Source organism: Rhizobium sp. P2_G2 (assembly GCF_056403555.1).
Window position 1 is genome coordinate 54,531 of record NZ_JBFUFF010000011.1, and the last position, 24,793, is coordinate 79,323.

Annotated in this window: 28 protein-coding genes; 14 read left to right on the forward strand and 14 right to left on the reverse strand. The window is 61.2% G+C overall.

The window, feature by feature from the left end; translation table 11 throughout:
* Window positions 1-13: 13 nt before the first annotated feature.
* Together AC1D06_RS11515 and AC1D06_RS11520 are read left to right on the forward strand one after the other, a co-directional pair.
* Window positions 14-1,081, forward strand: a complete 1,068-nt coding sequence (locus AC1D06_RS11515) for a YjgN family protein (RefSeq protein ID WP_477986321.1) — start codon at window positions 14-16, stop codon at window positions 1,079-1,081.
* Complete coding sequence (locus tag AC1D06_RS11520) at window positions 1,068-2,126, forward strand: M48 family metallopeptidase (protein WP_477986372.1); 1,059 nt, start codon at window positions 1,068-1,070, stop codon at window positions 2,124-2,126. The genes AC1D06_RS11515 and AC1D06_RS11520 overlap by 14 nt, the downstream gene beginning before the upstream one ends.
* 63 nt (window positions 2,127-2,189) lie before the next feature.
* Here AC1D06_RS11520 and AC1D06_RS11525 read toward each other — a convergent pair whose 3' ends face one another.
* Window positions 2,190-2,630, reverse strand: a complete 441-nt coding sequence (locus AC1D06_RS11525; RefSeq protein WP_477986322.1) for a BPSL0067 family protein — start codon at window positions 2,628-2,630, stop codon at window positions 2,190-2,192.
* Window positions 2,631-2,707: 77 nt separating this feature from the next.
* Complete coding sequence (locus tag AC1D06_RS11530; protein ID WP_477986323.1) at window positions 2,708-3,364, reverse strand: glutathione S-transferase; 657 nt, start codon at window positions 3,362-3,364, stop codon at window positions 2,708-2,710.
* A gap of 107 nt (window positions 3,365-3,471) precedes the next feature.
* On the opposite strand from AC1D06_RS11530, the gene AC1D06_RS11535 reads away from it, so the two are divergent.
* From AC1D06_RS11535 to AC1D06_RS11550, 4 genes are all read left to right on the forward strand, one after another.
* Window positions 3,472-4,686 (forward strand): polyhydroxyalkanoate depolymerase, encoded by a 1,215-nt coding sequence (locus AC1D06_RS11535; RefSeq protein WP_477986324.1) that lies wholly within the window; start codon window positions 3,472-3,474, stop codon window positions 4,684-4,686.
* Window positions 4,687-4,847: 161 nt separating this feature from the next.
* Window positions 4,848-5,192 (forward strand): ArsR/SmtB family transcription factor, encoded by a 345-nt coding sequence (locus tag AC1D06_RS11540; protein WP_477986325.1) that lies wholly within the window; start codon window positions 4,848-4,850, stop codon window positions 5,190-5,192.
* Complete coding sequence (locus tag AC1D06_RS11545) at window positions 5,176-5,661, forward strand: SRPBCC family protein (protein ID WP_477986326.1); 486 nt, start codon at window positions 5,176-5,178, stop codon at window positions 5,659-5,661. The genes AC1D06_RS11540 and AC1D06_RS11545 overlap by 17 nt, the downstream gene beginning before the upstream one ends.
* Window positions 5,658-6,302 carry a glutathione S-transferase family protein gene (locus tag AC1D06_RS11550; RefSeq protein WP_477986327.1) on the forward strand — a complete coding sequence of 215 codons (645 nt, stop codon included), beginning with the start codon at window positions 5,658-5,660 and terminating at the stop codon, window positions 6,300-6,302. Before AC1D06_RS11545 ends, AC1D06_RS11550 begins: the two co-directional genes overlap by 4 nt.
* Window positions 6,303-6,306: 4 nt before the next feature.
* Here the strand turns inward: AC1D06_RS11550 and AC1D06_RS11555 are convergent, their stop codons facing one another.
* From AC1D06_RS11555 to AC1D06_RS11610, 12 genes are all read right to left on the reverse strand, one after another.
* Complete coding sequence (locus AC1D06_RS11555; protein ID WP_477986328.1) at window positions 6,307-6,678, reverse strand: response regulator; 372 nt, start codon at window positions 6,676-6,678, stop codon at window positions 6,307-6,309.
* A gap of 160 nt (window positions 6,679-6,838) precedes the next feature.
* The gene (locus tag AC1D06_RS11560; protein WP_477986330.1) at window positions 6,839-7,366 is read right to left on the reverse strand and encodes a GNAT family N-acetyltransferase; all 528 of its coding nucleotides are present in this window, start codon (window positions 7,364-7,366) and stop codon (window positions 6,839-6,841) included.
* A gap of 3 nt (window positions 7,367-7,369) precedes the next feature.
* On the reverse strand, window positions 7,370-7,936 hold the full coding sequence (locus AC1D06_RS11565; RefSeq protein WP_477986331.1) for a helix-turn-helix domain-containing protein: 567 nt from the start codon (window positions 7,934-7,936) through the stop codon (window positions 7,370-7,372).
* Window positions 7,937-7,981: 45 nt separating this feature from the next.
* Window positions 7,982-8,875: an intradiol ring-cleavage dioxygenase gene (locus AC1D06_RS11570; protein ID WP_477986332.1), complete on the reverse strand. Its 894-nt coding sequence runs from the start codon at window positions 8,873-8,875 to the stop codon at window positions 7,982-7,984.
* A 7-nt stretch (window positions 8,876-8,882) separates the two neighbouring features.
* A complete protein-coding gene (locus AC1D06_RS11575; RefSeq protein WP_477986333.1) occupies window positions 8,883-10,637 on the reverse strand; it encodes an FAD-dependent oxidoreductase in 1,755 nt (584 codons plus the stop codon).
* Window positions 10,630-11,718, reverse strand: a complete 1,089-nt coding sequence (locus tag AC1D06_RS11580) for a branched-chain amino acid ABC transporter permease (protein ID WP_477986334.1) — start codon at window positions 11,716-11,718, stop codon at window positions 10,630-10,632. Before AC1D06_RS11580 ends, AC1D06_RS11575 begins: the two co-directional genes overlap by 8 nt.
* 9 nt (window positions 11,719-11,727) lie before the next feature.
* On the reverse strand, window positions 11,728-12,591 hold the full coding sequence (locus tag AC1D06_RS11585; RefSeq protein WP_477875751.1) for a branched-chain amino acid ABC transporter permease: 864 nt from the start codon (window positions 12,589-12,591) through the stop codon (window positions 11,728-11,730).
* Window positions 12,578-13,297 (reverse strand): ABC transporter ATP-binding protein, encoded by a 720-nt coding sequence (locus AC1D06_RS11590; protein WP_477986335.1) that lies wholly within the window; start codon window positions 13,295-13,297, stop codon window positions 12,578-12,580. The genes AC1D06_RS11585 and AC1D06_RS11590 overlap by 14 nt, the downstream gene beginning before the upstream one ends.
* A complete protein-coding gene (locus AC1D06_RS11595; protein ID WP_477986336.1) occupies window positions 13,294-14,013 on the reverse strand; it encodes an ABC transporter ATP-binding protein in 720 nt (239 codons plus the stop codon). The genes AC1D06_RS11590 and AC1D06_RS11595 overlap by 4 nt, the downstream gene beginning before the upstream one ends.
* A gap of 266 nt (window positions 14,014-14,279) precedes the next feature.
* Window positions 14,280-15,563, reverse strand: a complete 1,284-nt coding sequence (locus tag AC1D06_RS11600; protein ID WP_477875754.1) for an ABC transporter substrate-binding protein — start codon at window positions 15,561-15,563, stop codon at window positions 14,280-14,282.
* A gap of 28 nt (window positions 15,564-15,591) precedes the next feature.
* Entirely contained in the window at window positions 15,592-16,653 is a 1,062-nt protein-coding gene (locus AC1D06_RS11605) for a maleylacetate reductase (protein ID WP_477986337.1), read from the reverse strand.
* On the reverse strand, window positions 16,650-17,501 hold the full coding sequence (locus AC1D06_RS11610) for a dioxygenase family protein (protein WP_477875756.1): 852 nt from the start codon (window positions 17,499-17,501) through the stop codon (window positions 16,650-16,652). The genes AC1D06_RS11605 and AC1D06_RS11610 overlap by 4 nt, the downstream gene beginning before the upstream one ends.
* Window positions 17,502-17,589: 88 nt before the next feature.
* Between AC1D06_RS11610 and AC1D06_RS11615 the strand changes: the two genes are divergently transcribed.
* From AC1D06_RS11615 to aroB, 8 genes are all read left to right on the forward strand, one after another.
* Window positions 17,590-18,540 (forward strand): LysR family transcriptional regulator, encoded by a 951-nt coding sequence (locus AC1D06_RS11615; protein ID WP_477986338.1) that lies wholly within the window; start codon window positions 17,590-17,592, stop codon window positions 18,538-18,540.
* A 127-nt stretch (window positions 18,541-18,667) separates the two neighbouring features.
* Window positions 18,668-18,823 (forward strand): hypothetical protein, encoded by a 156-nt coding sequence (locus AC1D06_RS11620; protein WP_477875758.1) that lies wholly within the window; start codon window positions 18,668-18,670, stop codon window positions 18,821-18,823.
* A gap of 11 nt (window positions 18,824-18,834) precedes the next feature.
* Window positions 18,835-19,773, forward strand: a complete 939-nt coding sequence (locus AC1D06_RS11625) for a site-specific tyrosine recombinase XerD (RefSeq protein ID WP_477986339.1) — start codon at window positions 18,835-18,837, stop codon at window positions 19,771-19,773.
* A gap of 41 nt (window positions 19,774-19,814) precedes the next feature.
* Window positions 19,815-20,762: an acetyl-CoA carboxylase carboxyltransferase subunit alpha gene (locus AC1D06_RS11630; RefSeq protein WP_477875760.1), complete on the forward strand. Its 948-nt coding sequence runs from the start codon at window positions 19,815-19,817 to the stop codon at window positions 20,760-20,762.
* Between the two features lie 227 nt (window positions 20,763-20,989).
* Entirely contained in the window at window positions 20,990-22,432 is a 1,443-nt protein-coding gene (locus tag AC1D06_RS11635) for a L,D-transpeptidase family protein (RefSeq protein ID WP_477986340.1), read from the forward strand.
* A complete protein-coding gene (locus tag AC1D06_RS11640; RefSeq protein ID WP_477986341.1) occupies window positions 22,432-22,671 on the forward strand; it encodes a sulfurtransferase TusA family protein in 240 nt (79 codons plus the stop codon). Before AC1D06_RS11635 ends, AC1D06_RS11640 begins: the two co-directional genes overlap by 1 nt.
* Before the next feature lie 325 nt (window positions 22,672-22,996).
* On the forward strand, window positions 22,997-23,578 hold the full coding sequence (locus tag AC1D06_RS11645) for a shikimate kinase (RefSeq protein ID WP_477986342.1): 582 nt from the start codon (window positions 22,997-22,999) through the stop codon (window positions 23,576-23,578).
* Window positions 23,575-24,687: a 3-dehydroquinate synthase gene (gene aroB / locus AC1D06_RS11650; protein WP_477986344.1), complete on the forward strand. Its 1,113-nt coding sequence runs from the start codon at window positions 23,575-23,577 to the stop codon at window positions 24,685-24,687. The genes AC1D06_RS11645 and aroB overlap by 4 nt, the downstream gene beginning before the upstream one ends.
* Window positions 24,688-24,793 lie beyond the last annotated feature (106 nt).

The following is a 24,793-nucleotide window of genomic DNA, read 5'->3' on the forward strand; positions in this document are numbered from 1 at the left end:
AAACTTTGAAGTCATGGCGGAAAATACACTCAAACGCGCCGAATTCCGCGGCAATGCCGGGGAATATTTCGGCATCTGGATCGTCAACATCCTGCTGACGATCGTAACTTTCGGTATTTATTCTGCCTGGGCGAAGGTACGCCGCATGCGCTATTTCCGCGGCAATACCTTTCTCGACGGCTATTCCTTCGACTACCATGCGAGAGGCCTGCAGATTTTCCTCGGCCGCGCCATCGTCTTTATCATTTTTGCGATGGTCAACGTGGTCACGCAGGCCGTACCGCTCGCCGGCGCCATCACGCCTTTCGTGTTCGCGGCGCTCCTGCCATTTTTCATCGTCCGCAGTTTCAGGTTCAATGCCCGGGTGACGAGCTATCGCAATGTACGTTTCGATTTCACCGGCAACAAATGGGATGCGTTCACGTCGATCATACTCGGCGGCGTTGTCTCGGTGCTGACGCTCGGTATCCTCGCGCCGCTCGCCAGCCGCTGGGCGAGCCGCTACATCTTCAACCATCTGCGCTACGGCGACCGGCCCTTCTCCACCGATCCGAAGCTCGGGGCGATCTACAGAGCGCTCATCCCGCCCGCGGTGATGGTCATCGTCGGCCTGGTTGTCATGGGCTTCGTCGCCTTGCTGGTCGCCTATCCGATGCTCAACGGTTTCCTCCAGCGTACCGACGACCCCTCCGGCAGGCAAGCGGCGATGTTCATCATCCTGGCGGTCTACGGCGTGGTCTTGCCGCTCGTTGTCATTTACGCCTTCGCCGGCATGATCTACCGTGTCGCGGTCAGGAATATCGTGGTCAATGCTATGCTGTTCGACGGCCGGCACCAGATGAGGAGCGATCTCAAGCGCCTCACTTATGTCTGGATCTGGCTCTCCAACACAGTGGTCACACTCCTTACATTGGGGTTGATGCGGCCCTGGGCGGCGGTGCGCGAGCAGCGTTACATGCTGACCCATACCGGCATCATACCGCAGGGCGAGATCGGCGACGTGGTGGGCGCCATCCAGGCCAGCGGCTCGGCGATCGGCTCGGAATATATGGATCTGGAAGGATTCGATTTTGGCTTCTGAAGTGATGGTCGCGCGCGGCATCTGGCATCCGCCTGGCTCCAGCAAGGCATTGGAGGCCGCACTTCTTGCTGACGGCGAGCGGCTGGCGGTGCGGCTGCCCGACCGTAGCCTGGTCGGCGAGGAAACGATCGGCACGATGGTGGTTTCCGACCATATCGGCAGTATCCCGCGCCGGATCAGTTTTGCCGATGGCGGCCTGTTCGAAACCACCGACAACGACGCCGTCGACACACTATTGCGGGAACACCGGCGCAACCGCGCCGTCTGGATTCATGAACTGGAGCGGTTCCATCCACGACTGATCGTTCTCGTGCTGGCGGTCTTTCTGTTTTCTGCACTGATCTATCGCTATGCCATCCCGGCTTTGGTGGAAGTTGCCGTCTGGGCAACGCCGCCGGTCGTTGGCGACATGATGTCCGCCGGCACACTTGCCTCGCTCGACAAGACTGTCCTGGGGCCATCGAAGCTGCCGGCTGAACAGCAGCAGAAAATCAGCGACGCTTTCGGCAAGCTCGCCAGCTTTTCCAGTCGGGGTCGCGAGGGCTACCACCTCTATTTCCGCGACGGTGGTTATATCGGTCCGAATGCATTTGCTCTACCGGACGGCTCGCTTGTCATCACCGATCAGTTGATCGGCATGGCCGGCAGCGACACCGACATGATCCTCGGTGTGCTGGCGCACGAGATCGGCCATGTCGAGAAGCATCATGCGCTGCGGCAGATGTATCGTGCCGCCGGCACCGCCGGGCTGATCATGCTGATCGCCGGCGATATCGGCTCGGGCGGCCATGAAGTGCTGACCGATGGTGCGGCGCTATTGTCGCTCTCCTATTCGCGAGACGCGGAGGCGGAGGCCGACCGCGTCTCCGTCGAGCTGATGGCCAAGGCAGGACATGATCCCACTGCGATCGGCCGGTTCTTCGCGCTGTTGGAGGACAAGCTCGGTGACCATGCCAATACCAGCATGTTCTCGACGCATCCCGGCACGCCGGAGCGGCGCAAGGCGATCGAGGATTATGCGAAGGAAGTGCTTTCGAAGAAATAGGGTGGCCACAGCGGCGAAGCTCTGCATTTTGGCCGGCGCGATCTCAGAACCGCGCCGGACCGGTCAATCGACGATGTAGAAAAGATCGCCGTCATTGACCGCGCCAACCGCCTTGAATCTCAGCGGCCTGGGACCAACACCCTTGGGTTTCGACCCATAGATATATTGGTCATAGACATAGAGTGCCGTTTTATCCTGACTGACATAGACGGCAGCGTGACCGAAATATTTGTCATTCTTGTCAAAGGTGGCGATCACCGTGCCTTGCTTGATGTTTTCGTTGCCCTTGGCAAGGTCGCCCTTCTTCCAGTTCAATGTCGCCGTGTTGCGCAGGCTGGGGCAGACCCGTTTGACATAGGAGACACATTGCCCGCAATAGTTGGGCTGCAACAGGTTTTCCGTCGGCGCTTCATCGAAAGGGCCGAGGTCGGAACCGGGCGCGCAGACCCATTTGCCCACCGGCGCCTCGGTGCTCTTGTCATAGTCGACTGCAATATGCGGCATTGCCAATCCCCCCATTTGCAAGATCGTCGATGGAGACGCATCTTATGAGGATACCAGCAGCCGAAAATATCGGACAGCTAAAATTCGACTTCGAGCTCGATGATCTCGTCGGCCTCAGCCGTGGCCCCTTCAGCCCATTCCTGCATCAGGGGCCAGCCAAGGATCAGGTCGCGATAGGCGGCAAGTTGCGGTGAAAGTTCGACCGCATAGGTCTTGAAGCGCGAGCAGACCGGTGCATACATGGCGTCGGCAATGGTCGGCTGATTGCCGAACAGATAGGGGCCGCCATAGGTCTCAAGGCATTCGCTCCAGATCGTGCGGATCCGGTCTATGTCAGGCCGGGCACCGGCGAAGATCTTGAACTTGTCGTGATGGGCCTTGATGTTCATCGGCAGCGCCGAGCGGAGATTATGAAAGCCCGAATGCATCTCGCCCGAGACCGCGCGGCAATGGGCGCGGGCGACGATGTCCTTCGGCAACAGCCCGGCCTTGGGGGTGATCTCGGCCAGATATTCGGCGATCGCCAGCGTGTCCCACACCGTCACCTTGCCATGGCTGAGCCGCGGCACGAGCACGGAGGGTGACAGCAGCAGCAGTTCCTTGCGCGCATTGGGATCGTCGATCGCGACGGGGACTTCGCGGAACTCCAGTCCCGCCATCTTGCAGAGCAGCCAGCCGCGCAGCGACCAGGACGAATAGTTCTTCGACGAAATGGTGAGTGTCGTTTCCGTCATGGCGCTTCGCCTTTCTTCAAGAAACCGTCACATAATCTTCTGGTCAGCGGGCAAAAAGTGCACTAGTTTTTTGCATCGCACAACGGAAAAAGCGGGGCGTGCTGCGAATGCTCTATCAAGCTTACCAGTTTCAGGATGATATGGCCGCCCCTTACCGCACGCTGGCTCGAAGCTGGCTGTCGCTGTTCAACAGCGGGTTTTGCGACGTCAGGGGCTCGATGGTGCGTCACTGGCTCGCCGCGCTCGAAATGATCTCGCGCTTCGAACTCACCCATGCGCGGCCGGATTTCGCCATCGAGCGGGTGCGGAGCGGCCAGGGCGAGGTGCCCGTGCGGCCCGAGATCGCGCTTCATCTGCCCTTCGGCAATCTGCTGCACTTCGTCAAGGACAGCGACGTCCGCCAGCCGAAAGTGCTGGTGATCGCGCCGCTCTCCGGCCACTTCCCGACACTTCTGCGCGGCACGGTCGAGACATTGCTCGCCGATCACGACGTCTACATCACCGACTGGGCCAATGCGCGGGATGTGCCGGTCTCGGCAGGAAAATTCGGCGTCGAGGATTACGTCGAATATATCATCCGTTTCCTGGAGGAGATCGGGCCGGGCGCACATATCCTTGCCGTCTGCCAGCCCTGTGTGCAGAGCCTGGTGACGGTTGCAGTCATGTCGGCCGAAAACCATCCCTGTACGCCGCGCTCGATGACGCTGATGGCCGGGCCAATCGACCCGCGCGAAAGCCCAACCGAGGTCAATGAGTTCGCCGTCTCCAAGTCGCTGTCATGGTTCAAGAATTCGGTGATTTCCACAGTACCGCTGCGTCACAAGGGTGGCGGCCGGCGGGTCTACCCCGGCTTCCTGCAACTTGCCGCCTTCATGGCGATGAACATGGACCGGCACAAATCCGCACATCAAAAACTCTTTGATCATCTGGCAGCGGGCGAGACGGCTGCGGCGGAGAAGATCAAGACCTTCTACGACGAATATTTCGCCGTGCTCGACCTCACCGAGGAATTCTATCTCGAAACCATCGATCGCATCTTCCAGAAATCGGAACTTGCGACCGGCAATTTCGCCTATAAGGGCAAAAAGGTCGATCCGGGCCTGATCCGGCGCACGGCGCTGCTCACCGTCGAGGGCGGCCGCGACGATATCTGCGCACTTGGCCAGACGGCTGCGGCGCATGACCTCTGCAGTTCGCTCCGGCCACATCTCAAGCGCCACCACCTGCAGGCCAATGTCGGCCACTACGGCGTTTTCAACGGCAAGCGCTGGGAAAACGAAATCTATCCGGTGGTGCGCAATCATATCCTGATGATGGAATAGCCGGGGCGCTCCAGCAAACAGTAGCGTCTTCGCGACGGGCAAACACTTCTTTCCGCGGATTCTGTCTGGCGGCCGTCTCCCTATTTTCCGTTGCCGCGCCCTTGACATTTCATCAGACGTCTCTTATTCAACAATTATGTTGATAAACGAGATTGTTAAATATGCAGGACACACTCTCCCTCACCTTCTCTGCCCTGGCCGATCCAACCCGCCGGGCGATCCTTGCCCGGCTCGCCGAGAGCGAGGCGACGGTCAATGAGATTGCCGCCCCATTCGATTTCACCCTGCAGGCCATTTCCCGACACCTGAAGGTGTTGGAGACGGCGGGGCTGATCACCCGCGGTCGCGAGGCGCAGTGGCGGCCATGCAAGCTCGACACAGCGCCCCTCAAGACCGTCGATCACTGGCTGGAGCGCTATCGCGCGCTTTGGGAAGGCAGTTTCGACCGAATGGACATTTACCTCAGGGAAATTCAGAAAGGAGACGACAATGGACGCGAAAACTGAACCGCGAGAGATCGCAGACGACGAACTGCTGATTGTCCGCACCTTCGACGCGCCGGTGGCGCTGGTCTTCCGCATCTGGGAGGATCGCGACCACATGGCCCGCTGGCTGGGACCGAAGAATTTCACCTGCACCCATCTCGACAGCGATTTCCGCCCCGGCGGCAAATGGCGCGCCTGCATCGTTTCCAAGGAGTATGGCGAGAGCTGGATGGGCGGCGAATATCGCGAGATCGAGAAGAACAGCCGCATCGTCTACAGCTTCGCCTGGGAGGACGGCCGTGACCAGCCCGGCATGGACACGCTGGTAACCGTGACCTTCCACGAGGAGAACGGCAGGACGGTGCAGAATTTCCACCAGGCGCCGTTCATCAGCGTCGAAGCGCGCGACAGCCATATCGGCGGCTGGAACCAGTGTTTTGACCGCGAACAGACCTATGCAGAGGCTTTTGCCCGGGAGGCAATGATATGATCACCATCACCGCTTTCAAATGGGTGCCGCCGCTGGCCCAGGGTCTTGTCCGCGACCTGCGCGTCCGCTGGGCGCTGGAGGAAGCCGGCATTGCCTACAATGTCCGGCTGATCGATCCGTCGGTCCAACGAAGCGAGGACTATCTTGCCATGCAGCCCTTCGGCCAGGTGCCGGTGCTGATCGAGGATAACCTGACGATCTTCGAATCCGGTTCGATCGTGCTGCATATCGGCGAGAAGAGCGAAACCCTGCTGCCGAAGGATGAAGTGGCGCGCAGGCGTGCCATCACCTGGGTGATAGCGGCCCTGAACTCCATAGAGATCGCCGTCGTGCCCTTCGCGCAGATCGATCTTTTCTACGCCAACGAGGCCTGGGCGAAAGAGCGGCGGCCAGCGGCGGAGGCGTTTCTTCGCAGCCGTCTCGCTGACTTGTCAGCCGCACTGGGCGACAAGCTCTATCTCGACGGGAAATTCACGGCGGGGGATCTGATGATGGTCGCGGTGCTGCGCAATCTCCGCCATACGGACCTGATTGCCCACTATCCCAATCTCGCAGCCTATATGGAGCGGTGTCAGGCAAGGCCGGCCTTCCAGCGCGCGCTCGAAGGCCAGATGAGTGCCTTCAGGGCACATGCAGCCTGACTGCTCAGGCTGCCAGGACCAGATCGCGTAGCGTGGAGATCACGGCATCGCTGTTATACGGCTTCGGCATGAACAGCGCGTCCTCCGGCAGGTCGCGCTTGCGCACCCGCACGGCGCCTGAGGTGACGAGAATCTTGATCGGCGGCCAGCGGTCATGGACCTTTTCGGCCAGTTCGAGGCCGTCCATGCTGCCGGGCATTTCGACATCGGTGAACAGCGCTTGGATTTCCGGATGGCTGCGGAGCAAGGACATTGCTTTGTCCGTGCTCTCGGCTTCAAGCACATTGAAGCCCGCATGTTCGAGGTCGTCGATGACGGCCATCCGTATGAGCGGCTCGTCCTCGACGACGAGCACGGAGATCGGATCGGTTTGCATTCGTCCCTCACAGCAGTTTCGCCGTTGATCGCGCCAGTCGTTTCGCTCAGCGCCTTTGTTGTCCGGGTAACTGGAATCTGTACCGAAATGTTCCGCACAACCGCAACTCGCCCTGAATTGGCGCGTTCTTATGGTTAAAACTATGCTAACAATCTGAGGATCAGAGGGGCTTGTACATGAAGGTGGCGGCATCGAACCGTTCCGACCTGGCGTCGCGGCTATAGTCGGGGATGGTGCCGGCCGCAATGAAGCCGACCGAGAGGTAGAGCGGTTCGCCCTTGTCGCCGCTGCGGGTGTCGAGCGTCAGCAGTGACCGGCCGAAGCCACGCGCGATCCCTTCGATCCCGGCCATCAACTGCCGGCCGATGCCGCGGCGTTGGAAACCGGGATGCACGAGCAGTTTCTTGATATCGGCGCGGTGCACCTGATTGGGCGGCGTGTCGCAATCGAGTTGCACCGAGCCGACGATCCGGCCATCGCACTCGGCCACCAGCACCGTCAATTCCTGGTCGCCGACGCGCGGCAGCACTTTCCTCACCCAAAAGCGTTTTGCATCTTCATGCGAATAGGGATGGATGAAATTGATGCTGGCGCCCTCCTCGACACAGGCATGCAGAAGGCCTATCAGTTCATCGAGGCGGTCCTGGATTTCGGCGGCGGTCAGGCGGGAAATAGTGATGTCGGTCATTGTCTACACCATGAACAGGAAATATTGAGCCGGCTGCTCGCCGGTACGGAATTCGCTGCGACCGAAAAGCTGGTAGCGCAGGCAGTCGCCCGGCCCGAGCCTATGCTCTCGGCCTTCGACGGTGACGCTCAGCGCGCCCTCAGTCAGGATGATGTGATGTTCGAGGCCGGGCCGCGGCGGCGCCTCGTAGGCAATCACGGTGCCCGGCTCGAGCCGGCATTCCAGTGCTTCGGCCGCCAGCATCTGAGCCGGCGGCGACACGGAGCGGCGGACGTAACCGGTATTCGGATCGGTCCAGACCGGCTGCGCATCGCGGGCGATAACGGGCTGGAACTCGCTTTCCACCAGCCGGATCAACCGCGACAGCGTCATGCCATAGGCCGCACACAGGCGGCCAAGCACGGCGGCAGTAGCGCTGACCTCGGCATTCTCCAGCCGCGACAGCGAGGCACGGCTGACGCCACTGCGTTTTGCCAGATCGTCCAGGGACCAGTTTCGCTCATTGCGAAGGGCCTTGAGGCGCTGGGCGATTTGTCTATCAATAGCATGGTCAGGTGAGACGTTTTCCATATCTGGGAAAATGTCTCGTATCTGAGAATTTGTCAAGCGCGATCGTTAATKCCGCGCTTCGCCTTTTCGCGCCAGGACGAAATCGTGCTCGACATCCCAGAAATCACCCGCGAAACCGTATTGGCTCGAACGCTTCGGGTCATGCGTCTTCTTGAATTCGGCGAGCAAGCTTTCCTTCACCCCAAACACCGCGTCCGAGTTGATGTATTCGTCGTCCGGATCGAAGATATGCGTGGTCAACATCTCGTAGCCATCAGCCTTGATGATGTAGTGCAGATGAGCCGGCCGGTAGGGATGGCGGCCAAGGGCTTTGAGCATTTGTCCGACTGGGCCGTCATCGGGAATTGGGTAATATTTCGGTTTCACCGCCCGGAACCAGTAGCGGCCGTCAGGACCTGTGCGGAAGACGCCGCGCAGATTGAAGTCGGGCTGGATGCCCTTCTGCTGCACGTCATAAAAGCCTTCGTCATTGGCCTGCCAGACATCCAGCACGGCGTCGGCAATCGGCTTGCCGGATGTATCGAGGATGCGCCCTTCAATGAACATGTCCTCGCCCTTCTGGTCGAGGCAGATATTGGCGCCCATCGGCAGTTCCGGCGCATCGGCAACGTGGAAGGGGCCAAGCACGGTGCTTTCGGAAGCGCCGGATGGTTTTCTGTTGTTGATCGCGTCGACCAGCATGGAGACGCCGAGCACATCCGACAGCAGGATGAATTCCTGCCGCCATTCATTGCAGATCTGGCCGGTGCGGGTGAGGAAAAGGATGGCCGCCATCCATTCGTCCATGGTCGGCTCGATTTCCTTGACCGCTTCGTGCAGCTTGCGGGTGATGACTTCCATCACCTGCTTCAGCCGTTCGTCCCTGGCGTTCTGATTGCGGCCGGTAACGACGGCGACGGAGTCCTCTTCGGTGAAAAAGCCTTTTTCGTGCGCTTCCATGATGGCCTCACTTGTTCAGGATCGATTTCAGGACGCGGCGGAGTTCAGCCTCCGGATCGGAGGCCATACCTTCGGAACGCCAGGCGACATGGTGATCGGGGCGAACGAGCAGCGCGCCGGCATCACGGACTTCGCGTGCATTGGCCCAGTCGCCGACCAGATCCTGCCATTCCTGGCGCGGTCCGATCTTGTGGACGGTGATCGGCAGGCCGAATTCCTTGCTCACGCTCTTTGCCGCCTCCACCCAGCCGTCGCCTCCGATGCCGGTGAGGATGGTGAAGACGCCATGCCCGGTGAGATCGAGCGTCGAGACTTTTTGGCCTTGCTTGCCGAACAGCCAGGCATGCGGCAGGCGCGCGCCGGGCCACGTGGTCGGCTGGTAATGCAGTTCGGCGTCCTTCTCGAAAGCTGGTTCGGCCTGGCCATCCGGGATCACGGCATTCGACGCGTAGCGGTGATTCATCTCGACGCCATGGGCATCGAATTCATAGACCTTGTAGGCGATCGCCTCGCGGATCGCGGCGCGCTGCAGTTCTGCTTCGGCCGTGTCGTCGCAGCGGGCGTCCATGTTCTCCTGCATCTTCACCGGATCGACGGAATCGAGCAGGCCAAGCGCCTTGAAGATCGGACCGAATTCCTCGATCGACTTGTTGGCGCGGGTGACGATCTGTTTGGCGATCGGTGCGCGCTCGGCATTGTAGCTGTCGAGCAGGCTCGCGCCGGCCTGGCCCTTCAACACGGCAGCCAGCTTCCAGGCGAGGTTGAAGGCATCCTGAATCGAGGTGTTGGAACCCAGCCCGTTGGAAGGCGGATGGCGGTGCGTTGCGTCGCCCATGCAGAAAACGCGGCCGTTCGACATCCTGGTCGCATACATGTTGTTGACGGTCCAGGTCGAGACCGACTTGATCTTCGGCTGCAGATCCTGGTCGCCGACGAGATCGCGTACGACCTTGACGGCGAAATCGTCGGTGACCTCGGGCGCCGGCTGGTTGATGTCATAACCCCAGACGATCAGCCATTCATGCCACGGCCGAACCATGCGCACCAGGCCCATGCCGATGCCGCCAACATCGGCGCCCGGCTGCAGCACCCAATAGAGCACAGAGGGACGATGGGCGACATGCTGGGAGAGATCGGCCTCGAACAAGATGTTCATCGAGCCGCCGACGCCCATCTTGCCTTCAAAGGTCAGGCCGGCGTGCTCGGCAACCTTGGAATTGCCGCCATCGGCGCCGACCAGGTATTTCGAGCGCACGGTGATCTGCTTGCCGGTCAGCCGATCGAGGCAAGTGGTGGTGACGCCGTCCGCGTCCTGTTCGTGGCTGACATATTCGGTCGACATCCGCGCCTGTGTGCCGCGCGAACAGGCGGTCTTGAACAGCAGCGGCTCCATGAAGGTCTGGGGCAGATCGTTCATGTGGCTCGGCGACGACAGTTGATGCTCGGCGCGCGAAAGCGGATGCTTGCCCCAGCTCTTCATCCGGCCGATCTCTTCGCCGGTCAGCGAGGTGCAGAAGACGTTTTCGCCCATCAGGTCCTGTTCGGCGGCGAACATATAGGCCTCGTCTTCGACATTCCGCCCGAGGTCGCGCAGCACTTCCATGGTGCGCTGGTTGGTGATATGGGCGCGCGGCGTGCTGGCCAGCCAGCGATAGCGGTTGATCACCATGTTTTCGATGCCGTAGGTTGCCAGCAGTGCCGCGGTCGCCGAGCCTGCTGGGCCGGTGCCGATGACGAGCACGTCGGTGGTGATATCAGCCATTCTTTCCTCCCTTGATGGTGTTTCCTAACAGCCCGCCTTTCAGGATGCGGCGGACCGGAAAAAGCTGGATGCCGGTGCGGGCCGAGAACAGGCCCCAGAGCCCGCGCGGCGCAAACAGCATGGTGACGATGGCGATCATGCCGAGCAGCAGCAGGTACCACGAGCCGTAGTCGGCGAGCAGGTTCTGCAGCAGGAAGAAGACGATGACGCCGACGATCGGTCCCTCGACCGTGCCGATGCCGCCGATGACCACGATGAAGATCACATAGGCCGTCCAGTCGATGACCGAGAAGGCGGCGTCGGGCGAGATACGTTGCTTCTGGATATAGATGAGCGCGCCGCAGGCACCTGTCAGGAAAGCGGTGACCAGATAGACCAGCGTCTTCATCCGTCGCGCATCTACACCGACAGCGCGTGCCGCCTGTTCGTTGTCGCGTACCGCGGCAAGGCCGAGCCCCTGCTTTGAGCGCAGCAGGCGATAAATGAAGCCGATGGTGACGACGACGAGGATCAGCGCCAGCCAATAGGTGATGGCGTCGGTCGCCTCCCCGGCTTTCATCCGGAAAAGCTGCTTGAGCAGCTTGATGCCGAACATGTCGCGGGTGGCATCGCGCGGCAGCGACGTGCCGGTGCCGCCGCCCAGCGCCTTCCATTGCGCCAGCAGGAGCCGTCCGACTTCGGCGATCACCCAGGTGCCGATGGCGAAATAGGGCCCATAGAGCCGGAAGGTGAAGAAAGCGGTCGGCACCGCAACCAGCGAGGAGAAGATACCGGCGGCGACGATCGCCACAATCGGGTCGAAACCAAGCAGGCTGACCACAGCGAACATCGCGTAACCGCCGCAGCCGACGAACAGTTGCTGGCCGACAGAGATCAGCCCGGCATAGCCGGCGAGCAGGTTCCAGCACTGTGCCAGGACCAGCATGGTGAGGATGAAGAACAGGTCCTGGATCACGCCGCGCGAGACGATGAAAGGTGCGAGGATGCCGGCAATGACGATCAGCACGGCAACGAACATGAAAAGCGAGGATGCCCGGGTGCGGGTCTCGACCTTGAAGGATTGGATGACGGACTTGTCCATGGCCGCGCCTCAATCCACCGCCCGCGGAAAGAGACCGCGAGGCTTGAATAGGAGAACAACAAGGAAGGCGAGATGGCCGGTCAGGATCTGCCATTCCGGGCTGACCGCGGCGCCGACGGTCTGCGCCACGCCGAGAATGATGCCACCGGCGAGCGTGCCCCAGAGCGAGCCGAGCCCGCCGATGATCACCGCCTCGAAGGCATAAATCAGCCGGGCCGGGCCGGAGGTCGGGTCGAAATTGGCGCGGGTGCCGAGATAGAGTGCTGCGATGGTGACGACCACCATGGCAACGCCGGTGGCCATGGCGAAGATACGCTGTGGCCGGATACCCATCAGGCCGGCGGTGACTGCGTCATCGGAGGTAGCGCGGAAGGCTCGGCCGATGGCCGTGCGATAGATCAACTGGTTGAGCACGACGATGACGATGATGGCCGAGGCAAAGGTCATCAGCGGCATGATGCCGGCATTGGCGATGCCGAGTGAGACCGATGCGGTCTCCAGGCTGCCGGCCGAGATGCGGCGACTGTCGGCGGTGAAGCCTTCAAGCAAGCCGTTCTGGATGACGATGGAGAGGCCGAAGGTGACGAGGAGCGGCGGCAGGATGTCTTTGCCGAGCGTGCGGTTGAGTAGGTAATATTGCAGCGCCCAGCCGATGGCGAACATCAGCGGAGCGGCAATCAGCGCCGCCAGGAAGGGATTGAGGCCGAGCGCCGAGACAAGCAGCAGAATCAGGAAGGCGGCGAGGATGATCAGGTCGCCATGGGCGAGGTTGACCAGCCGCATGATGCCGAAGACGAGGCTTAGACCCGCCGCGAACAGCGCATAGAGCCCGCCAAGCAGGACGCCTTGGAGAATGGTGTCAAACCAGTTCATGGCCATCCGCTCCGAAATAGGCTTTGTGAATGGCGGCGCGGTCGAGTTCGCCGGATTTGCCTGTCAGGGTGATGCGCCCCTCCATCATGCAATAGATGCGATCGGCGACTTTCAGCGCTTGCGCAATGTCTTGTTCGACGATGACGATCGCCGCACCCGTCTCGCGTATTTTCGGAAAGGCGGCATAGATATCGCGGATGACGACGGGCGCGAGGCCGAGGCTGATCTCGTCGCAAAGCAGCACATCGGGGTTCGACATCAGCGCCCGGCCGATCGCCACCATCTGCTGCTGACCGCCCGAGAGCGCGGTCGCCGGACTATTGCGACGCTCTTTCAGGATCGGAAAGAGCGAGAAGATGCTGTCGAGGTTCCAGGGACCGGCGACTTTGCGGCCATAGGCGCCGACGAGAAGATTTTCCTCGACCGTCAGCGATGGGAAAAGTTTTCGGCCTTCCGGCACCATGGCGATGCCGCGCGCCATGACGTCAGGCGCGGGCAATGCGCCGATTTCCGTGCCACGATAACGGATGGAGCCGGGCTCATTCCGAAGCACGCCCGATAGGGAACGCATCAGGGTCGTCTTGCCGGCGCCATTGGCGCCGATGATGGCGATGGTTTCGCCCTCGTTCAGGGTGATGTCGACGCCGAACAGCGCCTGGAAATCCCCGTAGAAGGCTTTGAGGTCGCGAGTCTCGATCAACGTCATATCTCGATCCCCAGATAGATTTCGCGCACCTCTTTCGAGGCCATGATCGCATCCGGCTTGCCGATGCCGAGCACCTTGCCGAAATGCAGCACGAGCAGCCGCTCGACGACGGAATTCAGTGCGTGCAGCACGTGCTCGATCCAGATCACGGCAATGCCCTTTTCATGCACGCCGCGGATGGTGGCGACCAGCGCACGACATTCGCCTTCGGTCAGGCCGCCGGCGATCTCATCGAGCAGCAGAAGTTTCGGGTCCGTGGCCATGGCGCGAGCCAGTTCCAGCCGCTTGCGCTGCAGCAGGCTGAGGCTGCCGGCTGTGGCATTGGCCTTGTCGATCAAGCCGGTGTCGATCAGGATTTCGGCACAGCGGTCGGCCACCTCGCCTTCGGATTTCTGCGCCCCGAAGGCGCCGGCGACCAGCAGGTTTTCGAAGACGGTGAGCTGTTCAAAGGGCTGCGGAATCTGGAAGGTGCGGCCCATGCCGGAAAAGCAGCGCTGCATCGGCGGGACGCGGGTGACATCCTGATCGCAGAAGCGGATCGTGCCGCTATCTGCTGGGATGTTGCCGGTGATCAGGTTGAAGAGGGTAGATTTGCCGGCACCGTTGGGACCGATGATGCCGAGCGCCTCGCCTGCCTCGACGGAAAACGAAATCTGTTCGGCGACGGTCAGCGCGCCGAATTTTTTCGAGATTCCGGTGAGTTCGAGGATGGGCATGGGGTCAGTTGTCCAAGTTCATTCGTTTTTGTGAGCATGATCGGGTTGTCTTGATCCGCGCCCTAAGTGCCATGCCCCTCATCTGCCTGCCGGCATCTTCTCCCCGTAGTGACGGGGAGAAGGGACCTGGGGCACCCGCTCGAGCCTCTCTCAAACGTCTGCCGAATGCTGACGGCGAGGCGGTTTCGGAGCGGATTCCCTCTCCCCGCCTGCGGGGAGAGGGCTAGGGTGAGGGGCAGACACGCGCACTAAGGGTGAGCGGGCACTTAGCTCAGCGCCTCCAGCTTTCCACCCAATGGCACATTCGTCGCCAGCGAATTCTCCACCACCACCAGATCATAACCCTTGCCGCCCTGCTTCAGGCGCCACTGGCCGCCGACGAGCGGGGTCTTGGCGACGTTCTTCTGGGCAAAGGGCGGTAGCTTGTCATTGCCCCAGGCAATCGGGCCGACCAGCGTATCGAGCCTGGTTTCGCCGATCGCCTTGGCCACGCCCTCACCGTCCGTCGGGTCCTCGGCGCGCTTCATCACGTCGACAGCCAGTTCGAACAGCGCATGGGCAAAGCCGATCGGCTGTGTCCATGGCCGGTTGGTGGCGGCGGTGAAGGCGTCGGCAACCTGTTTGGCGGTCTCACCGGTCAGCGACGACTTGAACGGATGGCTGGGCGTCCACCAGACCTCGGTCGAGAGGTTGTGGCCGGCATCGCCGAGCGATTCCACCGTCTGCGGGAAGAGCAGCGCCTTGCCGATCGAGGCGATTTTCGGCTTGAGGCCCTGCTGCTTGGCCTGGTTCCAGAAGGTGGTCAGGTCCGGCGGGATCACCACGCCGGTAATGATCTCGGCGTTGGCCTGCTTGAAAGCGTTGATCTGTGCGGAGAAATCGTCGGTCAGGTCCTGGAAGCGGCCGGGATCGGTCAGCTTGTAGCCGAGTTTTTCCAGCACCGGCGGAAAGCCTACGACCTTGTCGCCCCAGGCATTGCCGTCGCCATCATTGGGGAACAGGCCGCCGATCTGCTTGTTGGTCTCGATCTGGCCCCACATGCCGGTGAAGACGGCGATGATGTCTTCCAGGCCCCAGAAAAAATGGTAGGCGAAGTTGAACGGCTTCCACGACTTCGGGTCGCCCGGATTGGCTTGCTGGCCGATGAACCAGGGCTGCCAGGGCGCCACCGTGGAAATGCAGGGCATTTCCTCAGCCTCGCAGGTGGTCGAAACCGGATTGGTGGTTTCCGGCGTCGACGAGACGAGCATAAGGTTGACCTGATCCTTGACGATCAGTTCCTTGGCGACTTCGGCGGCGCGGTTGGGGTTGGACTGGCTGTCCTTGACCACGACCTCGTAATTCAGGCCCATTTTCTTCGTGGTCGCCAGGAAATTGCTGATCACGAATTTATCTGCCTCGCCGAAAGCGGCAAGCGGGCCGGTCTGTGGGCTGACATAGCCGAGCTTGATTGTCTTGTCGGCGGCGATTGCCGGCAGAGCCAGACCGGATGTGGCGGCGAGCACGCCGGTGGCAGCGGTCTGCTTCAGAAATTCGCGTCTTGTTGTCATTGTCCTCTCCTCCCAGTTTTCGTTGGCGTCATGCGGTCGGTCGTAGGCCCTCCCAGGCCTGCTGCAGCAGCGCGCGGATCGACGGCTTGTCGATCGGGCGCGGGTTCCAATAGGGGTTTTCGGTGGCGATATCAGCGGCCTTGTCGAGATCGGCTTCGGTCAGGCCGAGATCGCGCAGCGCCATCGGTGCATTGATCGACTTGGCAAAATCCCAAAGCCCGCCGCCGACCGAGCCGCCGAATGTGTCGGCCACCGGCTCGAGCAGGTCCGGCACGGCGGCGGCATTGAAGCCTGCCGTGTGCGGCAGCATGATTGCATGGGTGTCGGCATGCGGCGTATCGAACGTGCCGCCCAGCGTGTGGCAAATCTTGTGATGCAGGGCCATGCCGACCGTGCCGAGCACTGTACCGCAGAGCCAGGCACCGTAGAGGCCATCGGCGCGCACTGGAAGATCGCCGGGGGTTTTGATGATCGCCGGCAAGGCCGTTTTGAAAGCGCGCAGGCCTTCCGCCGCCATCAGGCTGGAAATCGGGTTGCGATCCTGCGCATAGAGCGCCTCGACCGCGTGCGCCATGGCGTTGAGGCCGGACGTGACTGACAGTGCCACCGGCAGGCCGGTGGTCAGCGTCGCGTCGTAGATCACCACCTCGGGCAGGATTTTCGCGTCTCGCACCGTCGTCTTGCGGCCGCCCTCAGTCTGGCCAAGAATGGGCGTGACTTCCGAGCCCGCATAAGTGGTGGGGATGACGATCTGCGGCAGGTCGGTGCGATAGGCAATGGCCTTGCCCAACCCGGTGGTCGAGCCGCCGCCAAGCGAAACGACGCAATCGGCGCCCGTTGCCGCGACAACTTTCATTGCCTCTTCGGTGACGTCGACGGGCGTGTGCATCACCGCACCGGGAAAGGTGCCGGCCGCCAGTGCTCCGAGCTTTCCGGCCAGTCTTTCGGCATCGGCCTTTTGATGCGGGGTTGATAGCACGAGCGCCTTTTTGCAGCCCAGCTTCTGGATCCACTCGTCGGCGGTCTCCGCCTTGCCTTCGCCGAAAACGATGTGGGCAGCACTGCCCTGATAGGTGAAAATGCGGCTCATAGGCGTGCTCCGTTCCTGGCCCGGGCCATGACGAATGTGAACTCGATCCGGCCGTCGCCGAAATCGGTCACCAATTCCGGTTTGACCCCGAAAATAGCATCTTCACCGAGATGCGGATCGCAGCTGTCGTAGAGATGCGTGGTGATGGTATCGAAGCCCGGCGCTTTGACCAGGAAATGCAGATGCGCCGGACGGCGAAGCGGATAGCCTGCCTGCTTCAGCAATTGGCCAACCGGGCCGTCGTCCGGCACGCCGTAGCCGGCGGGCTTGATCGTGCGATAGCGAAAGTGGCCGTCGGCATCGGCTTGGAACGCCCCGCGCAGATTGAATTCCGGCTGCCGGTCGGGCTGCTGGTTTTCGTAAAAACCCTCGGCATTGGCCTGCCAGGTTTCGATGACGGCACCGGCAACCGGGCGGCCATCAAGGTCGGTGATGCGGCCGCCGACGTGGAGCGGTTCGCCGATGCCGTCCAGCGAGATCGAGGCGCCCGGTGAATAGTGCGGCGCGTCTGGTCGATAAAAAGGGCCGCGCACGGTGTTGGGGGTGGCGCCTTTCGGCCGGCGCGTATTGATCTCGTCGACAAGCGCGGACGCGCCGAGAAGATCTGACAGCAGCACCCATTCCTGGCGACGCTCGTCGCAGGCATGGCCGACTTCGGTGAGGAAGGCAATGACATTGCGCCACTCCTCCGGCGTCGGGCGGAATTCCCGGATCAGGGCGTGCAGATGCTGCACCGCCGCCGCGAGGATTTGCGGCAATTCGCTCTTCTTCGTGCTGGAAAGACGTTGCGCGAACATGTCAGCGGAATTGGCTTCCGTGAAATTCAGCGCGTTGATCCCAGGCGACATGCTCTCCTCCAATCCTGTCATTGAAGAGAGTAGCAAAGCTCAGCCTGCCGGTTGATCATTTTATTCCCAGTTTATATAACATATCGTTATGAAGATCGATGAACGGCATCTGGTGCAACTGGCGGCGGTGGTGCAAACCGGCGGCGTGACGGAAGGTGCGGCCTTTCTCGGCCTCGCCCAGCCCGCCATCTCCCGCACCATTGCCATGCTGGAAAAGCGCCTTGGCGAGCCGCTGTTCATCAAGGGCAGGCGGCCGCTACAGCCGACACCGCTGGGCAAAGCGCTGGCCGAACACGGCCTGTCGATGATGGCCGCCGGTCGCAAGGCGTCGGAGACGGTGGAAAGTTTTCGTGTCGGCAAGAGCGGCGTCGTGCGTGTCGGCGGCACGCCTTTCTTCATGGATGCCCTGATTGCCGCGATGATCGCCGACTTCCAGAGCAAGCATCCCGATGTGCGTGTCGACCTGACCTATGGTTATTTCCCGGACCTGCGGGCGGCGCTGAATGCCGACCAGATCGACCTCGCGATCTGCCCGATCGATATCCTCGATGAAGGATCGGGGCTGGTCTTCCAGCAGATCCTGCCCGGCCGCAATGTCGTCGCCTGCAGCGCCACTCATCCACTCCTGATGAAACGGCGGCCGCAACCATCGCATCTGCTCGACTACCCCTGGATCGCGCCACCACCCGGCAGCCCGCTGCTGGCCGACCTTCGCAGCATGCTGCTCTCGTTCGGCGCCACCGAGATCAAGATCCGATATTCCGGCGGCTCGTTGATGAGTGTCATCAACTACCTCAAGAATTCAGAGGCGCTGACGATCATGCCGCACAGCGTCGTCTTCGCGCTGCGCAACGAGAGATCCATCACGGCGCTGCCGGTGACGATCCCGCATCCGGAGCGCGCGCTGGGATTGCTCAGGCGGGCGGATGCATTGCGAGCGCCGGCGATAGATCAGTTCGCCAAGTTTATTGGCGCGGGGTTCGAAGATTTGAAGCTTTTGATCAAGCGGCACGAGAATTCGGTGGTGTGGGGACTTTAACGGTCAAATGGCGCGCGTTCCGCCGATCCCTTCGCAACCGCAACAGATTTACTCGCCGGTAAAGAACTATATAAACATTGCCGCATAGACTCCGGCCCATGACTCGGTCCCGCAGGTACAAGACTGAATGCCTACGCTTTTCAGGTTTCTCTATTGGTGCGCCATCATTGCGGGGCTCATCTATGCCGTGCTGTTCTCGCTCGCCTATCTGGTCGATCCAAAACCGCGTCCGGCAACCATCGAAATCCCATCGGAACGCACCAATCCGCCAGCGCCGAAATGAGGTCGCCCGCCATGGATATGTCCGCCGCGCATGCCGAAGCCTTCCTCGAAATGATGAGCGCCGAGCGCGGCGCGGCCAAGAATACGCTCATTTCCTATGAGAAGGATCTGGAGGAACTGCGCTCGTTTCTGACAGGACGCGGCGTTTCGATGACCTCCGCCGCCTCAGCGGACCTGCAGGCCTTTCTCGGCCACATGGCCAAGGAGGGCTACAAGGCCTCGTCGCAAGCGCGGCGGCTGTCGGCGATCCGCCAGTTCTACAAGTTCCTCTATGCCGAAAATATCCGCGGTGACGATCCATCCGGCATTCTCGATGCGCCGAAAAAGGGACGTGCGCTGCCCAAGACCTTGTCGGAGGAGGAAACCGATCGCCTGCTCGCCCGCGCTGCCGAAGAAGCCGGCACGGAAGGCGATGACAGGCTTGTGCGGCTGAGAATGCTGGCCCTGATCGAACTCTGCTATGCCACCGGCATGCGCGTCAGCGAAGTCGTGTCGCTGCCGGCAACCGTGCTCGGTGAGGAAGGCCGCTTCCTGGTGATCCGCGGCAAAGGCGCCAAGGAGAGACTGGTGCCGCTGACCAAGGCGGCGATCGCGGCGGTGGCGGCTTACGGGCGGGAATTGATGGCCGTCCATGGCGACAAGCAGTTCCGTCACCTCTTTCCGGCCGACAGCGCCACGGGCTACCTGCCGCGGCAGGTCTTCGCCCGCGATCTGAAAAGCCTTGGCGCACGGGCAGGCTTGCGTGCCGACAAACTCTCCCCACATGTGATCCGCCACGCCTTTGCCAGCCACCTCCTGGCCAATGGCGCCGACCTGCGTGTCGTCCAGGAACTTCTCGGCCATAGCGACATTGCCACGACACAAATCTATACGCATGTGCTCGACGCAAAGCTCAGGCAACTGGTCGAAACGCACCACCCTCTTGCAAAAGCCGCGAAAAACAGGGCATAGGAGCGGCAAGCGACTTCCCGGAACGGATCAGACGGATCACCATGTATAACTATCTCGATTTCGAAAAGCCGATATCCGATCTCGAAGGCAAGATCCTCGAACTCAAGAACCTTGCCGCGGAGAATGAAAGCATCGATACCTCCGAGGAAATTGCTCGCCTCGAGGCCCGGGCGCGCGACGCCACGGCTGAAATCTATGCCAAGCTGACGCCATGGCAGAAGACGCAGGTGGCCCGCCATCCGTCGCGCCCGCATTTCATCGACTACCAGGAAAAGCTGTTCACGGAATTCACCCCGCTTGCCGGTGATCGCAAATTTGCCAATGACGATGCCATCCAGGCGGGCTTTGCCCGTTTCCGCGGCCAGGCGGTAGCGCTGATCGGCCAGGAAAAGGGCAACGACACCAAGACCCGCATCCGGCACAATTTCGGCTCGGCACGGCCGGAAGGCTATCGCAAGGCGATCCGCATCATGGAACTCGCCGACCGCTTTTCCATGCCGATCGTGACGCTGGTGGATACGGCCGGCGCCTATCCCGGTGTCGGCGCCGAAGAGCGCGGCCAGGCGGAAGCCATTGCCCGGTCGACGGAAATGTGCCTGAACGTCAAGGTGCCGGTGGTTTCGGTGATCATCGGCGAAGGCGGCTCGGGCGGCGCGATTGCGATCGCCACCGGCAACCGCGTCTACATGCTCGAACATTCGATCTATTCGGTTATCTCGCCGGAAGGTGCGGCCTCGATCCTCTGGCGCGATTCAACCCGCGCCAAGGAAGCGGCGCAGAACATGAAGATCACCGCCGAGGACCTGAAGCAGTTCGGCATTGTCGACGGCATCATTCCCGAGCCCATCGGCGGTGCTCATCGCGATCCGGAGAAGGTGATCGGCGCCACCGGCGACGTGATCGCGGGCGCGCTGTCGGAGCTGACGGGCCGCGAGGACCTGAAGGGCGAGCGTCGGCAGAAATTCCTGGAAATGGGTCGTCATCTCTGAGCCGGTCGCGACTGCGCTGCGCCATTATTAAACCCTTCCACCGACTGCCTAAACTCGGCCATATTCACGCGGTTTGTCTCTGGACCGCAGGGTTTGATTTTTGTAGTTTCGGTCGGATATGGATAGCGTTAACCGGATGTGAATATTCCGGTAACATTTTCTATCTTATAAGCCTCATGGCATGATTCCCGGCGGCGGCCGGGCGGACGAAAGGCGGGATTGCTGAAATGCGCGTATGGACGGGATTTGCAATCGCTGTTGGCCTCGGCCTGCTTGCAGGCTGCACGCCCAAGGACACGCTGCAGATCGAAGAAGTGACCGATCGCACCCAGCATCCATTGCCGCCGAAGATGCAGCTGAAGATCGCCCAGATGGGCCTCTCCATGTCTTCGCCGATCATGATCCGCGTCTTCAAGGAAGAAGAGGTGATGGAGGTCTGGAAGGCGAATGCTTCCGATCGCTACCAACTCGTCGCCACCTATCCGATCTGCGCCTGGTCCGGCATGCTGGGACCGAAGAAGAAGGAAGGCGACCGGYAGGCGCCGGAAGGGTTCTACAACATCACCCCTGGCCAGATGAACCCGCATTCGCAATATTATCTGTCCTTCGACATCGGCTACCCGAACAAATATGACCGCGCCTATGGCCGCGGCGGCCGCAACATCATGGTGCACGGCGCCTGCGCTTCGGCGGGCTGTTATTCGATGTCGGATGCGGCGATCCTGCAGATCTACACCTTTGCACGCGAAGCCTTTGTCGGCGGCCAGAAGAGTTTCCAGGTCGAGGCCTTTCCTTTCCGGATGACGGCCGAGAACATGGCCAAGCATCGGTTCTCGCAAGACTACGATTTCTGGAAGAACATCAAGACCGGATACGACTATTTCGAGATTACCCATCGTCCGCCCAACGTCGACGTCTGTAGCCGGAAATATGTCTTCAACCAGGTGGGTGGCTGCAACTCCGGCACGCCGGCCGACCTGACGGCGGCCTATGCCAGCTATTCCAGGACCTATGACGCCGCCTTCACTGTTGCTTCGGCGAAATACGATCAGAACGCCTGGAAAGACATACCGGAATTCGATCGCAAGGCGCTGGCGCGTCAGGCCAAGCGCATGGGCAGGAAGCCGCGGATCGAAAATGATGCCGATTACGTCCTCGTCGACCCGACGGCGAAGCTGACGCCGACCTCCGATGCGGTCCCCTCGTATGAGGCCGCCTATGCCAAGGTCGAAGCCCGCAAGAACGGCACCGAAAAGGAAGTGATCTGGCTGTCGGTCGCCGAGGTCGAGGCCAAGAAGAAAGCTGCCGAAGCCGAGCAGAAGGAACAGGAAAAGATCGAAAAGCGCCTCGCCAAGGCCGCGATCCCGGTTCCCCAAGCCAATCCGATCAAGCCGGTCGAGCAGCCGCAGGTGGCGCTCGACGGCGGCAATGGCCTGGCACTGCTGCGCTTCTGGACCAAGAAGCAGGCGGAAAAGTCCGAGACGACGGCGACCACCGAGCAGGCGGACCAGGCAATGCAGACGTCTGCCACGCCGGCGCAGACCAAGGTCGAGACCAAGCAGGCGAAGACCGAGACGAAGAAAGCCGACGCGCAACCCGTTGTCGCCGAGCAGAAGCCCGAGACCGAAGACGCGCAGCCGGCACAGAAGCCTTTCTGGAAGATCTGGTGATGGAAGAGGCGGGCGAGATTGCGCTCGCGTTGGATTTGCGGGGGTTGAAGTGCCCGCATCCCGTCATGTGGACAGAGAAAAAGATCGCCAAGTTGCAGTCCGGCGATATCATATCGGTTGACACGACGGATCCTTTGGCATCCATCGATATTCCCCACTTTTGCAGTCAGTCTGGGCATCAGCTCCTATTGTTGGAAAAAACTGATGCAGGACACCGCTTCGTAATTCGCAAGGGGTGATATCGGCCTCTTTCGTGTAGGGTTGGCGTTGTGGCCCCCCCTGCCCTCCTGAGCTTGTCGAAGGGCGGGCATCTCCCCCTCAAGAGGGGAGATTGGACGGGGCGCCGTTCTGCCCGAAACACCCATCTCATGCCCAGTTCTCGGCGCATATTTGAGCCGAAGCTCGTGCCTTTGGCCAATCTCCCCCCTTGAGGGGGAGATGTCCGGCAGGACAGAGGGGGTGCAGCGCCGAACACGCATGCTAGCTCTCCCTTGACGTTACCCTTTCTTTTCTCATAGGAAGCGCAAGAGAACAGAAACCGGGCAATATCCGGGAAAGGGGACCATGGAGGCTCGGGAGGCGGACGGTGGCAATACCGAACGGGCGCTCAGGGCGCTCGGCAAGCGCAATCTCGTGCTGGTCGGCCTGATGGGCGCCGGCAAGTCGGCGGTCGGCAAGCTGGTGGCGCATATGCTGGCCATTCCCTTCGTCGATTCCGATCACGAGATCGAGCGCGTCTCGCGCATGACCATTCCCGAACTTTTCGAACATTATGGCGAGCCGGAATTCCGCAAGCTCGAACAGCGCGTCATCAAGCGGCTGTTGAAGACCGGACCCAGGGTATTGTCGACCGGTGGCGGCGCCTTCATGAACGAGGAGACGCGCGACGCGATCCGCGAGAACGGTCTGTCGCTGTGGCTCGACGCCGATCTGGAGACACTCTGGGAACGGGTGATCAAGCGCGACAACCGGCCGCTGCTCAAGACCGAAAACCCGAAGCAGACGCTGGAAAACCTGATGAATGCGCGCTATCCGACCTATGCCACGGCGCATCTGAGGGTCAAGTCGCGSGACATCAAGAAGGACATGGTGGCCGCCGAGGTGATTGCCGCGGTGGCCTCGACGCTGGAAAATGTGAACTCATGACGCATGAAACCAAGACGGTGCGGGTCGAACTCGGCGACCGTGCCTATGACATCCTGATCGGTTCCGGCCTGATTGCTCGCGCCGGCCGCGAGATCGCAGCGCGCCTCAAGGGCAAGCGGATGGCGGTTATCACCGACGAAAATGTCGCCTCCTATCTGCCGGCGCTGACGGCCAGCCTCGAGGCCGAAGGCATCAGCACCTATCCGCTAACGCTGCCGGCCGGCGAGAAGACTAAGAGCTTCGAGCCGCTGATGCAGGCGGTCGACCACATCCTCGCCTCGAAGATCGAGCGCAACGACGCGGTGATTGCGCTGGGCGGCGGCGTGATTGGCGACCTGACGGGTTTTGCTGCCGGCATTGCCCGGCGCGGCACGCGCTTCATCCAGATCCCGACCTCGCTTTTGGCGCAAGTCGATAGCTCCGTCGGCGGCAAGACCGGCATCAATTCCCGCCACGGCAAGAACCTGATCGGCGTCTTCCATCAGCCCGACCTGGTTCTGGCCGATACCGACACGCTCAACACGCTCTCCGAGCGCGAATTCCGTGCCGGCTATGCCGAGGTGGCCAAATACGGGTTGATCGACAAGCCGGATTTCTTCGAATGGCTGGAAAAGAACTGGCAGGACGTATTTTCCGGCGGTCCCTCGCGGATCGAGGCGATTGCCGTCTCGTGCCAGGCCAAGGCCGATGTTGTCGCCCAGGACGAGCGTGAGAATGGCCTGAGAGCCCTGCTCAATCTCGGCCACACCTTCGGCCATGCGCTGGAAGCGGCGACGAACTACGACTCGTCTCGTCTGGTCCACGGTGAAGGCGTGTCGATCGGCATGGTGCTGGCGCATCAATTCTCGGCGCGGATGAACCTTTCGAGCTATGATCTGGCTAGCCGGGTGCAAACGCATCTTCGCGATGTCGGCCTGCCGACGGTGATGCAGGATATCCCTGGCGAACTGCCGCCGGCCGAAGCCTTGCTCGAAGCCATTACCCAGGACAAGAAGGTCAAGGGCGGCAAACTGACCTTCATCCTGACGCGCGGGCTTGGTCAATCCTTCGTCGCCGACGATGTGCCGGCCTCCGAGGTCCTTTCCTTCCTCAAGGAGAAGCGCGGTTAGCCATGAACGGCGGGACGACCTTCTGGCAGAGGCTGATCTGGCTGGTGTCGGGCCGCCCGGTGCCTGTTGCCATTGCGGCAAATGAACCGGCGGAGACGGCATCGCG

Excerpts from the sequence above, each read along its gene's own strand:
- AC1D06_RS11515 (WP_477986321.1), top strand. The coding sequence starts at position 14 with ATGGCGGAAAATACACTCAAACGCGCCGAATTCCGCGGCAATGCCGGG.
- AC1D06_RS11525 (WP_477986322.1), bottom strand. The coding sequence starts at position 2,630 with ATGCCGCATATTGCAGTCGACTATGACAAGAGCACCGAGGCGCCGGTG.
- AC1D06_RS11530 (WP_477986323.1), bottom strand. The coding sequence starts at position 3,364 with ATGACGGAAACGACACTCACCATTTCGTCGAAGAACTATTCGTCCTGG.
- AC1D06_RS11535 (WP_477986324.1), top strand. The coding sequence starts at position 3,472 with ATGCTCTATCAAGCTTACCAGTTTCAGGATGATATGGCCGCCCCTTAC.
- AC1D06_RS11540 (WP_477986325.1), top strand. The coding sequence starts at position 4,848 with ATGCAGGACACACTCTCCCTCACCTTCTCTGCCCTGGCCGATCCAACC.
- AC1D06_RS11545 (WP_477986326.1), top strand. The coding sequence starts at position 5,176 with ATGGACGCGAAAACTGAACCGCGAGAGATCGCAGACGACGAACTGCTG.
- AC1D06_RS11550 (WP_477986327.1), top strand. The coding sequence starts at position 5,658 with ATGATCACCATCACCGCTTTCAAATGGGTGCCGCCGCTGGCCCAGGGT.
- AC1D06_RS11555 (WP_477986328.1), bottom strand. The coding sequence starts at position 6,678 with ATGCAAACCGATCCGATCTCCGTGCTCGTCGTCGAGGACGAGCCGCTC.
- AC1D06_RS11560 (WP_477986330.1), bottom strand. The coding sequence starts at position 7,366 with ATGACCGACATCACTATTTCCCGCCTGACCGCCGCCGAAATCCAGGAC.
- AC1D06_RS11565 (WP_477986331.1), bottom strand. The coding sequence starts at position 7,936 with ATGGAAAACGTCTCACCTGACCATGCTATTGATAGACAAATCGCCCAG.
- AC1D06_RS11575 (WP_477986333.1), bottom strand. The coding sequence starts at position 10,637 with ATGGCTGATATCACCACCGACGTGCTCGTCATCGGCACCGGCCCAGCA.
- AC1D06_RS11580 (WP_477986334.1), bottom strand. The coding sequence starts at position 11,718 with ATGGACAAGTCCGTCATCCAATCCTTCAAGGTCGAGACCCGCACCCGG.
- AC1D06_RS11585 (WP_477875751.1), bottom strand. The coding sequence starts at position 12,591 with ATGAACTGGTTTGACACCATTCTCCAAGGCGTCCTGCTTGGCGGGCTC.
- AC1D06_RS11590 (WP_477986335.1), bottom strand. The coding sequence starts at position 13,297 with ATGACGTTGATCGAGACTCGCGACCTCAAAGCCTTCTACGGGGATTTC.
- AC1D06_RS11595 (WP_477986336.1), bottom strand. The coding sequence starts at position 14,013 with ATGCCCATCCTCGAACTCACCGGAATCTCGAAAAAATTCGGCGCGCTG.
- AC1D06_RS11600 (WP_477875754.1), bottom strand. The coding sequence starts at position 15,563 with ATGACAACAAGACGCGAATTTCTGAAGCAGACCGCTGCCACCGGCGTG.
- AC1D06_RS11605 (WP_477986337.1), bottom strand. The coding sequence starts at position 16,653 with ATGAGCCGCATTTTCACCTATCAGGGCAGTGCTGCCCACATCGTTTTC.
- AC1D06_RS11610 (WP_477875756.1), bottom strand. The coding sequence starts at position 17,501 with ATGTCGCCTGGGATCAACGCGCTGAATTTCACGGAAGCCAATTCCGCT.
- AC1D06_RS11615 (WP_477986338.1), top strand. The coding sequence starts at position 17,590 with ATGAAGATCGATGAACGGCATCTGGTGCAACTGGCGGCGGTGGTGCAA.
- AC1D06_RS11620 (WP_477875758.1), top strand. The coding sequence starts at position 18,668 with ATGCCTACGCTTTTCAGGTTTCTCTATTGGTGCGCCATCATTGCGGGG.
- AC1D06_RS11625 (WP_477986339.1), top strand. The coding sequence starts at position 18,835 with ATGGATATGTCCGCCGCGCATGCCGAAGCCTTCCTCGAAATGATGAGC.
- AC1D06_RS11630 (WP_477875760.1), top strand. The coding sequence starts at position 19,815 with ATGTATAACTATCTCGATTTCGAAAAGCCGATATCCGATCTCGAAGGC.
- AC1D06_RS11640 (WP_477986341.1), top strand. The coding sequence starts at position 22,432 with ATGGAAGAGGCGGGCGAGATTGCGCTCGCGTTGGATTTGCGGGGGTTG.
- aroB (WP_477986344.1), top strand. The coding sequence starts at position 23,575 with ATGACGCATGAAACCAAGACGGTGCGGGTCGAACTCGGCGACCGTGCC.